The 10,176-nt window shown below is 58.3% G+C and carries 9 protein-coding genes and 1 pseudogene; 3 read left to right on the forward strand and 7 right to left on the reverse strand.

The features are described 5' to 3' along the window. Positions 1-27 precede the first annotated feature (27 nt). Positions 28-924 carry a WYL domain-containing protein gene (locus ACOYJQ_RS12490; protein WP_433458831.1) on the forward strand — a complete coding sequence of 299 codons (897 nt, stop codon included), beginning with the start codon at positions 28-30 and terminating at the stop codon, positions 922-924. Positions 925-974: 50 nt separating this feature from the next. After that, positions 975-1,073: pseudogene (locus tag ACOYJQ_RS12495) on the forward strand (IS5/IS1182 family transposase); the annotation flags it as partial. Between the two features lie 229 nt (positions 1,074-1,302). Here the strand turns inward: ACOYJQ_RS12495 and ACOYJQ_RS12500 are convergent. From ACOYJQ_RS12500 to ACOYJQ_RS12530, 7 genes are all read right to left on the reverse strand, one after another. Beyond that, positions 1,303-2,934 (reverse strand): type I restriction-modification system subunit M, encoded by a 1,632-nt coding sequence (locus tag ACOYJQ_RS12500; protein ID WP_433458832.1) that lies wholly within the window; start codon positions 2,932-2,934, stop codon positions 1,303-1,305. Then, complete coding sequence (locus tag ACOYJQ_RS12505; protein ID WP_433458833.1) at positions 2,931-4,157, reverse strand: AAA family ATPase; 1,227 nt, start codon at positions 4,155-4,157, stop codon at positions 2,931-2,933. Before ACOYJQ_RS12505 ends, ACOYJQ_RS12500 begins: the two co-directional genes overlap by 4 nt. Beyond that, complete coding sequence (locus tag ACOYJQ_RS12510; RefSeq protein WP_433458835.1) at positions 4,154-5,443, reverse strand: restriction endonuclease subunit S; 1,290 nt, start codon at positions 5,441-5,443, stop codon at positions 4,154-4,156. The genes ACOYJQ_RS12505 and ACOYJQ_RS12510 overlap by 4 nt, the downstream gene beginning before the upstream one ends. After that, entirely contained in the window at positions 5,433-8,462 is a 3,030-nt protein-coding gene (locus ACOYJQ_RS12515; protein ID WP_433458837.1) for a type I restriction endonuclease subunit R, read from the reverse strand. The genes ACOYJQ_RS12510 and ACOYJQ_RS12515 overlap by 11 nt, the downstream gene beginning before the upstream one ends. 9 nt (positions 8,463-8,471) lie before the next feature. Continuing rightward, entirely contained in the window at positions 8,472-8,696 is a 225-nt protein-coding gene (locus tag ACOYJQ_RS12520) for a type II toxin-antitoxin system Phd/YefM family antitoxin (RefSeq protein WP_433458838.1), read from the reverse strand. 648 nt (positions 8,697-9,344) lie between these two features. Continuing rightward, positions 9,345-9,764 (reverse strand): transposase, encoded by a 420-nt coding sequence (locus ACOYJQ_RS12525; protein ID WP_433458839.1) that lies wholly within the window; start codon positions 9,762-9,764, stop codon positions 9,345-9,347. Beyond that, positions 9,730-9,879: a hypothetical protein gene (locus tag ACOYJQ_RS12530; RefSeq protein WP_433458840.1), complete on the reverse strand. Its 150-nt coding sequence runs from the start codon at positions 9,877-9,879 to the stop codon at positions 9,730-9,732. Before ACOYJQ_RS12530 ends, ACOYJQ_RS12525 begins: the two co-directional genes overlap by 35 nt. Before the next feature lie 10 nt (positions 9,880-9,889). Here ACOYJQ_RS12530 and ACOYJQ_RS12535 point away from each other — a divergent pair. Further along, on the forward strand, positions 9,890-10,176 hold a 287-nt coding region (locus ACOYJQ_RS12535), incomplete at its 3' end, for a hypothetical protein (protein WP_433458841.1).

The raw sequence follows: 10,176 nt of genomic DNA on the forward strand, positions 1-10,176 counted from the left end.
TATTCTCATATGAGGGTGCGATTCCAGATGAGCGAGCAGACGCGCAACCTGCGGTGGGGCATCGAGCAACGGCTCGAGTTCATCGAGTTTCGCCTGTTCTGGGAAGGGGGCGTCAACCGTGCCGACATCATCGACCGCTTCAGGGTCTCGGTCCCGCAGGCATCGAAGGACCTGACGCATTATCAGGAAGCCGCTCCCGGCAACATGCGCTACGATACCAGTCTGAAGCGCTATTTCGCCACGAGCGAATTCCGGCCGAAATATCTCCAGCCGGACGCGGGCGACTACCTGATGCAGATGACGGCCGCCGAGTTGCCCCCGCACCTTGCGAGCCAGACATGGGTTTCGCAGCCGGTGGCCTTCGCAACTCTCGCGCAGCCGCGCCGCGCCGTCGATCCCGCGATGCTTCGCCGATTGTTGACCGTGATCCGCTCCAACCTCTCCGTCGAAATCCGCTACCAATCGCTCAACCCGGACAAGCCGAAGCCGCAATGGCGGCGGATCACGCCGCACGCCTTCTGCTTCGACGGCATGCGCTGGCACGCGAGGGCTTTCTGCCATGAACGCGGCACTTTTCGCGATTTCCTGCTTCCCCGCATCTCGGGAATCCGGGATGAAGGCGCGCCCGGCCTCCTGTCCGACGATGACGGCGCCTGGCACGAAATCTACCGGGTCAGGCTGAAGCCGCACCCGGCGCTGTCAGATGCGCAAAAACAAGCCGTCGCAGCCGACTACGGCATGCGCGACGGAATATTCGAGATCCCGATGCGCCTCGCCATGCTGTTTTACTTTCGCAAGCAATATCTCGGGCTGGACTACCGGGAACATGAGAAAACCCCCCAGCAGCAGCATATCGTCATGGCCGACCCGGAGTCCGTCCGCGAGGCACAGGCCCGGGCCGACACGCCGCCCCGGACACAGTGACGGAACGCAATCATAGCAGGATGGGGCGCAACCGATGGCGGGAGGCGCGGAGAAGAGACCTGCGCAAGAGAGGCATCACGTCGCGTATCGCAAGGCGTGGCATTGAAAGCTTGGCCAAACTCGGCAAACATCGCTGGGTGGCTGAAAAACTCAACAGCGAGGATCATGAACGGGCGCGGCAACTGTGGGCCGAAAAGGGGAAAGAGGCGTTCGCAGCGGAACGTTCAGCAGGCGTAGATGACAGAACTCAACCGCAGCAGGATCAGGCGTGACCGATGGCGGGCGGCGCGGAGAGCCCGCATATCGCAGCGACGCCCGCCATCATCGTACGGCAACGCCGCACCTTTATTTCCCGTCGTTGATATGGGCAAAATAGCCTCAATTCTCCCCTGGCAGAAGAGGCAGCCCAAGCTCCTTCAAAAACGTGTTGTGCTTCGTTATCGACGTTCGGATCTGCGCCTCAATCGTGGCCAATTGCTCGCGCGTGGCCGACAAATCGATCTCTTCCTCGCCCACGGCAGTGCTGATGTAGCGAGAGATGTTGAGGTTGTAGCCCTCCTCAGCGATGCGCTCCATGCTCACGCGCTTGGAATAGCGGGCCTCCTCCTTGCGGAACTGGTATGTCTCGATGATCTTGCCGATATGATCGTCCGTGAGCTGGTTCTGGCGTTTGCCCTTCGCAAAGTGCTCCGCTGCGTTGATGAAGAGCACGTCATCCGGTTTCTTGCACTTCTTCAGCACAAGGATGCAGACCGGGATGCCGGTCGAATAGAACAGGTTCGCAGGAAGGCCGATGACCGTGTCGATGTTACCGCCCTTCAAGAGCTTCGTGCGGATGCGTTCTTCCGCCCCGCCTCTGAACAGCACCCCGTGGGGGAGGATGATGGCCATCACGCCTTCGTCCTTCAGGTAGTGGAAACCGTGCAGCAGGAAGGCGAAGTCTGCGGCCGACTTTGGCGCCAGCCCGTAGTTCTTGAACCGCACATCGTCGCCCATTGCCTCGGTCGGCTCCCACCGGAAGCTGAAGGGCGGGTTGGCCACGATGGCATCAAAGGCAGGCTTCTTAGCGGGGTTCAACTCGCGCAGGATGTCCCAGTCATTGGCTAGGGTATCGCCGTGGAAGATTTCGAACTCAGTGTCCTTCACCCCATGCAGCAGCATGTTCATCCGGGCGAGGTTGTAGGTCGTGATATTGCTTTCCTGACCGAAAATCTTACCGATGCCGTGCGGTCCCATCCGCTTGCGAACGTTGAGAAGAAGAGAACCCGATCCGCAAGCGAAATCGAGAACGCTGGCCAGACGCTCTTTCTGGCCCGTGGCGGGTTCTTGGCTGTCCAGGGTCACAATCGCCGACAGGATGTCGGAAATCTGCTGCGGCGTGTAAAACTCGCCTGCCTTTTTGCCGGAACCGGCAGCGAATTGGCCAATCAGATATTCATAGGCATCGCCCAGATAATCCACCCCGGACGAGAACTCGGCCAGCCCCCGGGCGATCTCGGCAATAATCGAACAGAGCTTCTTGTTCTTGTCCGCCTGCGTCTTGCCCAGCTTTTCCGAATAAAGATTGATCTCCGAGAACAACCCACCGAACGTGCTCTGGAAAGACTCGTTCTCGATGTACTTGAAGCCCTCGTAGAGAGTCAGCAGCAATTCATCGCTCTGCGTGCGGGCCAGCTTGGCGATGTTGTTCCACAGATAGGGCGGCTGGATCACATAATGCACCTTGCGGCGCATTTGCTTTTCGAACTCGGCCACGTCGTTCGGATTGTCCTCGTACCACGCCTGCAAGGGTGTGCTCGCGCCTGAGCGTTCCAACACATCTTCTGGCACATCAGGGTAATCCGGTCCCAGTTCCCGCTTCGCTGCCGCCTCGTAGTTGTCAGAGAGGTAACGCAGAAACAGGAATGACAGCATGTAATCGCGGAAATCGTCCGCGTTCATCGCGCCGCGCAGCTGATCGGCAATGTTCCAGAGCGTCTTGCCCAGTTGTTTTTGGATTTGGTCGTTCATTGTACGGGTGCTTCCTGGGGGGCGGGCGCTGGCGCCGGGGCTGCGGGCTGGACCGGAACAACTCCCGGCAGGGCGAACTCGAACCGCGTGACGAATTCGCGCAGGATGCGGCGGAACAGTTCCTTGTTATCCTCGCCCATCTCTGTGGGTTCATGGATGGCATAGGCGCCGTGGCTCAGCAGGTTCAGGGCCCGGTTGAACAGCGCCCGATCCTCTTCGTTGTCCAGCGCCTTCAGGCAGAAGGCCATGCCTGGATGACCGAAGAAAGAGGCTGTCTTCTCCATGACGCTGCGCAAGGCGTTGAAGTGGAAGGTGTAGAGCTTCCCCTTGCCGGGATCTGCAGCACGCTGCAACTCGGCCAAGGTGGCGACATGGTGGAAGAAGGGCGTATCCTCGCTCGCCTGGAGCGTGTAGACGTCATCGCCGTTTGGGCGGCGCAGGAAATAGCGCTTGTGGGTGATCTTCGGCTCGCCCTCGGTCCGCCTGCCCATCTCGTTGCACATGACGTTGAAGAACAGCGCGTGGTGGGACGAAAAGATCACCTTGATCGGGGCGGGCGCACCGTTGGCATCCTTCCGCGTGGCTGCCCGGCGGAGAAGCTTGGCCAGATCGCAGGCCACGGAAATCGCGTTGTTGTCATCCAGCGACGAGATCGGGTCGTCGATGTAGAGGTACTTCTTCCCCTGATAAGATTCATGCCCATCCAGCATCCGTTCGCAGATGGCCATGAAGATGCACCACACAAAGATGTTCTGTTCACCCCGTGACACTTTGATGTTGGTCTGATCACCCTTTCGGAAGCTCACGAAAGCGGGCTTGGAGATGGTCTCGTTGCCCTGCTGAACATCTTTATAGGTGAAGTCGAATTCGAAGTCGGCGTATCGGGAGAGGTAAAGCTCAATCGTCTTTTCCAGCGCGAGTCCCGCCATCGCGTTGAAGAAGGATGATTTTTCGTTCAGTTGAAGACGGCGCACGCTGTCGCTGTCAAGGTCGTTTTCCCAGACGAACAGATCCTCGGTAAAGGCGTTGAAATAAAGCGTATCGGGCGTTCCGGTCGGGTTCTTCTTGGTCTTGCGTTTGCCTGCGTCCTTGAACTCCATCGACAGGCGGGTCTTACCTGTGCGGTTATAGGCATACAGCAACACAAGGTCGGCGTCGTTCAGATCGTCCCGCAGCCGTGTTACCAGCTTGCCCAAGCTCTGATAGGTGCGGACACCGTTCATGCGTCAACCTCCCCGACGCGAGGGAAGAGCTGCTGCATCAGCCCTCTTTTGTGGGTCTTGAGCGTATCGAGTTTCCCGATCTCGGCGGCGATGAGGTCGTCGAGGGAGGTGAGGCAGTCGGCGATCCTCTGTTGTTCGAGGAGACTTGGGACTAGTAGCCGCACCGAGGAGAACAGCGACTTATTGATAATTGGAACGGCCTGCCTTCCGGCAAGCAACGCGATGCGGTCGGAGGCATTTGACAAGGCAAAGTAGACGAAGCCGTCCGAGTGCTTTGCGTTTGGGATGACCGCATTGATCTGCTGGTTTGTCGCGCAGTCTCGAATGTTCTGGGCGATCTTTCCAATCGTGGAGCCGATGCACACGAAGAGAACGCTGCCCGCCCGAATCGGGCGAGTCTTCTTGAAGCCAGCCTCGGTCAACGTTGTTTTGGTTTCTTCGACATATCGAAGGTCAGAGATGTCAGCGGGTGAAACAAACGGAATACCGTCCCCGTAGAAGGTGGGTTCGGCAGTGCTCGGCGTACTTCCAGTAACCACCTGACCAAAATCGCCGATCGCCCTGTCCTCCCAATCCCCCGCACCCTCAAACTCGGGGAAGCGGAGGCGGGGTTGGGTTTCGCCTTCCTGGGGGAAAAGCTGCTGCATCAGGCCCTTCTTGTGAGCCCTCAGCACCTCCACCTTCCGCTCCTGCGCGGCAATCAGCGCGTCTAACGAGTCCAGGCAGTCGGCGATCTTCTGTTGTTCGGCTTCGTCGGGCCGCCATACGTTTGTCGACAAGAACTTAGTAACGGAGATATTAAATCGGCCTGCTCTGGCACCCTCATTGACGAGCCCACCCAGCGCCGGATCGTGGGTTCCCGACTCGAAATACCATTCCCAGAAGACTGGATTCTCACTCGGGTGGAAGCGGAAGCACTTATAGATGGGCGAGACGATCCCATCCGAATAGTTGGAAAGCCGTTTGATCGTTCCGAAGCTTGACGCCTTCGTTGTCCGGTCGTTGTAGACAAAGTCGTCTCTGCGAATCTTCAGATAACGGTCGGTGCCCTCGCCAGCGATCTTCTTTCCGAAATAGTCGCTTTGCAGCACAAGGCCGTGTTCACCCGAAAGGCTCAAAACGTTGTCGACATCGCCGGTTGCTGACCTATCAGCTACTGGCCCGGCCAGCTTCTGCAGCGAGACCTCTTTCCAACCTTCTAAGCCCTGAAACTCCGGAAACCGCAGCTTAGGCACCAAGGCTGCTCCGCCGCCCGTCGCGGCAGATGATTTCCCCTTACTGCTCATAAGCGCTCAGCCCCGAAATCTCACGCCCACCAGCGCGCTTGAGAAGTAGCGGCATCAGGTCAGCCATCAGATCCAGTTCCTTGACCCGGCGTGCCTTCCAGTTCAGGCCAAGGGGCTCCATCAGGTCGGTCAGCGCCTCGCCATCAAAGATCATGCGTTGCAGGATGGTGTCGACAAAGCCTTGCAGCGGCTCGGTGGCCAGCCCGTGCTTGCCAGCGATCCCCGCCAGTTCCGCCGCGTTCTTTTCCGCCTTGAAGCGGCTGTAACCGTCGCGGATGGCCTTTTCGCTAAGCCCCTCGCCCGCCTTTAGGGTGTTGATATAGGCCGCGATATCCTCACGCTCGTCCATGAACTTGGCATCGGACTGGATCAGGCCGACAAGCTCCTCGCGGCTCATCTTCTGCTTACCGGGCGTTGCTTCGGAATAGCGGGCGATCAGGCCCATGATATAGTCATAGTCGATGACGGCCGAAGCAAAGAGGACGAACTCGAAATCCAGTTGGTCGGCTTCGGGCGTCGGCTTGTCCGCCGCCTTGCCCTGCTGGGCCCGCAGGCGCTGGGCGGTTTCCAGATAGGCCCCACGAAAGCCCAGAAGGTTGTCGCGCGGCAGAATCTGTTCGATCGTGGCGGCGTTTTCGGGCGTCAGATCGGTGTATTGGTCCAACTGGGTCTTGAGCCGCTGAACCTCCTTGAAATGCTCGATGAAGGCCGCGCGGGCGGCATCGCCCTTGAGATTGGGCACTGCGTCGGGGGCGCAGTCGAGGCCCTGCGACTTCATGAAGGTGTCGAGCTTCTGGACGGCAGTTTCCAGCTTCTGGATAACCACGGGCGCCTTGTCGACCAGCCAGATTTCGCGAGCCTTTTCGGCGGCCGCCTCGCCGGAGAAGAGGGCGATGGCGGCATCGACCGCACCCTGCTGTTGGCGGAAGTCAAGGATGTTGCCATAGGGCTTGGTGGCGTTCAGCACGCGGTTGGTGCGCGAGAACGCCTGGATCAGGCCGTGATGCTTGAGGTTCTTGTCGACGTAGAGCGTGTTCAGGAACTTGGAGTCGAAGCCTGTCAGCAACATGTCGACGACAATCGTGATGTCGATCTTGTGGTGCGGCACATTGGGATAGGCTTTCCGCAGGTCAGCTTCGGGCCACTGCTGGTCTTTGATGCGCTTCTGCACGTCCTGATAATACCGGTCGAACTCGCCGACCTTGTGGTTTGTGCCGTAGTTGGCGTTGTAGTCCGCGAGGATGGCCTTCAGGGCCTCCTTCTTTTTCTCTGGCTCAACCGCGTTGTCTTCCTTCTCCGTCGGCAGGTCTTCCTGAATCTGCTTCACGTCAGGATCGCCCTCGGCAGGCGGAGAGAAAACGCAGGCGATGTTCAACGGCTGAAAGCTGGGATCGGCGGCCAGCTTCTCAGCCTGCATGACCTTGAAAAGCTCGTGATATTCGATGGCGTCATTGATTGACGACGTGGCGAGCAAGGCGTTGAACCGGCGGCAACCGGTGGCCGCGTCGTGCTTTGACAGGATCGCCTCGATGACCGCACGCTTTGCCAGCGGTTCGCCTGGCTTGGGCAGAGCCTTTCCTTGCGGCTTGAAGTAATCGACGTGGAATCGAAGGACGTTTCCGTCCTCAATGGCATGGGTGATGGTGTAGGTATGAAGTCGCTTTTGGAAAAGGTCTTCCGTCGTCTTCATGCTGGCCTGGGTGTCTTCGATTTTTTGCTGTGCAGCATTCTGATCAAAGATGGGCGTTCCGGTGAAGCCGAAGAGCTGGGCGCGCGGAAAGAACTCCTTGATAGCTTTGTGGTTCTCGCCAAACTGCGACCGATGGCATTCGTCGAAGATAAAGGCGATGCGCTTGTCGCGCAGGGGCTCCAGCTGTTCCTTGAAGCTCTTCTTGCCGTTCTTTTTCTGCTGCTTGTTGCGCCTGCTGTTTTCATCCAGCGCAAGACCAAGCTTCTGGATGGTGCAGACGATGACCTTGTCGGCATAGTCGTCGGAGAGAAGGCGCCAGACGAGGGAGGCGGTGTTGGTGTTTTCCTCGACGCAACCTTCCTGAAACTTGTTGAACTCCTCGCGAGTCTGCCGATCAAGGTCCTTGCGGTCCACGACGAAGAGGCATTTTTCGATGTCGGGATTGTCCTTCAGCAGCGTTGACGCCTTGAAGGAGGTAAGCGTCTTGCCGCTGCCCGTTGTGTGCCAGATGTAGCCGTTGCCACAGTCCTGGGCGATGGAATCGACAATCGCCTTCACGGCGTAGACCTGATACGGCCGCATCATCAGGAGCTTCTGCTCACTTGCCACCAGAACCATGTAGCGGCTGATCATCTGGCCGAGGGTGCATTTGACGAGGAAAATCTCTGCGAAGCTATCGAGGTAGACAATCTTCTTGTTGTCTACATCGGCAAACTCGTAAACCGGCAGAAAGCGCTCCTCGGCATTGAAGGCGAAATGGCGCGCATTGTTGTTCGCAAAATAGAACGTCCGATCACGGTTACTGACAATGAACAGCTGAAGAAAGCACAAGAGTGTCTTGGTGTAGCCGTTCCCGGAGTCGTTCTTGTATTCTACAATCTGCTCCATCGCCCTGCGAGGGCTAATGCCGAGGGTCTTCAGTTCGATTTGAACGACCGGCACGCCGTTGATCAGGAGAATAACGTCATAGCGATGGTGGCTGTTGTCCGTATTGATGCGGAGCTGGTTGACCACCTCGAAGGAATTTTTGCACCAGTCCTTGATGTTGACAAGCGTGTAGTTCAGCGGTGTCCCGTCATCGCGGGTGAAATTGTTTCGCTCGCGCAGGGTTCGGGCTGCCGTAAAAACATCCGGCGTGACGATCTCATCCATGAGGCGCGAGAATTCGGCATCGGTTAGGCGGACGCGATTCAGGGTTTCAAACTTCTCCCTGAAATTCTGCTCCAGTGTGACCCGATCACGGATGTCAGGGCGATACTCGTACTTGAGGTCGCGCAACTTCCATATAAAGTCCCGCTCCAGATCGCTCTCGGGTGTATTCATTGCCATAGGGGCAGCTCACTTCTCTGCAATATCTTTCGGACGGGTCAGCCTCGTTTCCATCGATTTCTTGTCCTTGTCCTTTCCCTCCCCTTCGCCAGCCATTAGTTTTTCGTACTCCTCAATCGCCATCACCACCACGACTGGTCGGCCATGCTTGGCGACCAAGACGGGCTCGGCGCGCGCCATATCAATAAGTCGGCCGAATCCGTACTTCGCGTCTTTGGCGCTGAGGATTTTCATGGTGCGATTCCCAACTGGCAAGACAGTTTTTGGCCAAATTGGCCAAAATTGCAAGAGTGGCTGCTACACATTGAGATCGAATAAGTGTCTGGGGAATGAAGAAAGCCCCTCTCTGCCCCTCCTACTTTTGCAACCCCACCGGCTGCCGGTCATCAAGAATCTCCCCAACTATGTTTGAGCGAGTAGAGTCAGGCTTGGGATACGGGCGATTAGGGTAGGTTGATCTTCTCGACCCCGGCCGCGTCTTGGGCGGCCGCATAGCGGTCGGCGTCCAACAGACTCTTCCAGCGATGCGCGCGAGCAAGCGCTTGCACCATCGTGTTGCCGGTCTGGACGCGTGGCCACACCCAAGCAAGGCGTCGCTCGGTGCGATTACGAGTTTCCTTCCGCCCCGCTTTTTGGAGGTCATCGGCAAGGCGACGGTGTTCGTGCGAGCGTCGTAAAGGATTGCGTCATTCGGCATCAGACCTGGCACCGGATTCTCACGCATTATCTGCCCCTGTATTTCCCGGAGATCGAGCGCTTCGCCGGCAACAGTCGATCCGATTGGTTCCTGGCGCTGATCGAGCGGTTTGGCGAAAGCCATTTCGATCGGGTTCAGGTCAGGGCTGTAAGGCGGCAGGAACAGAAACCAGCATCCCCGATCTTTCAGTGCTTTTGCTGCGCGCGGGCTATGGTGGGTGCTGAGATTGTCGAGAGGATGACGACTGTGCCGGGGGAGAGTTGCGGTGCGAGTTGGGTCTCGACATAGGTGTCGAAGGCAGCCCCGTTCATGGCGCCTTCGATCACCCAGGGCGCAATCAGCGCATTGCCCGTCAGTGCGGCGATGAAGGTCTGGGTATGCCACTTGCCGAAGGGGGCCGTCCCCTGAAGGCGTTTGCCACGGGGCGCGCGGCCCCTGAGCCGGGTCAGATTGGTCTTGACGGAGGTTTCGTCGATGAAGACCAGCCGTTCGGGCTTGCGCTGCATGAAGGGCTGACGGCGCTCTATCCAGTCGGCGCGGGCAAGGGCGATGTCGGCACGGCGGCGCTCGTCAGCGACCAGCGACTTTTTTGTATGTAAAGCCAACGCGTTCCAGCGCCCGGCCAAGGGACGAGTGATGAACCTGAACACCCTCGGCATCGGCCAGTGCATCGCGCAGTTCGAACAGCGTGATGTCGGGATCCTGCTCGACCAGTTCCACAAGGAATGCCTTGTACGGATCCAGTTTACCCCGGCCTGTGGGCCTGCCGCATTTGGCCGCAACGGAGGCTTCCGCCGCGTCGGACCTTAGCCGCCAGCCGTGCGCCTGTCGCTGCCGAGATCATCAGGCGCCGGGCGGCCTCCCGCGCACTCAGACCGTCTTCGATGGCACGCTGGAAACGACGACGCAAGTCAAGCGAAAGCGGTGCGGGCATGGCATGATCCTCCTCAAACAGGAGAAATCACAAAACACGACGCAAGGAAAGAAACCGATTCAACGTTCAAACAAAACGCTTTA

This window comes from Pseudochelatococcus sp. (assembly GCF_050946405.1).
In the GTDB taxonomy this organism is placed as follows: Bacteria; Pseudomonadota; Alphaproteobacteria; order Rhizobiales; family Beijerinckiaceae; genus Pseudochelatococcus.

Excerpts from the sequence above, each read along its gene's own strand:
- ACOYJQ_RS12500 (WP_433458832.1), bottom strand. The coding sequence starts at position 2,934 with ATGAACGACCAAATCCAAAAACAACTGGGCAAGACGCTCTGGAACATT.
- ACOYJQ_RS12510 (WP_433458835.1), bottom strand. The coding sequence starts at position 5,443 with ATGAGCAGTAAGGGGAAATCATCTGCCGCGACGGGCGGCGGAGCAGCC.
- ACOYJQ_RS12490 (WP_433458831.1), top strand. The coding sequence starts at position 28 with ATGAGCGAGCAGACGCGCAACCTGCGGTGGGGCATCGAGCAACGGCTC.
- ACOYJQ_RS12505 (WP_433458833.1), bottom strand. The coding sequence starts at position 4,157 with ATGAACGGTGTCCGCACCTATCAGAGCTTGGGCAAGCTGGTAACACGG.
- ACOYJQ_RS12515 (WP_433458837.1), bottom strand. The coding sequence starts at position 8,462 with ATGGCAATGAATACACCCGAGAGCGATCTGGAGCGGGACTTTATATGG.
- ACOYJQ_RS12520 (WP_433458838.1), bottom strand. The coding sequence starts at position 8,696 with ATGAAAATCCTCAGCGCCAAAGACGCGAAGTACGGATTCGGCCGACTT.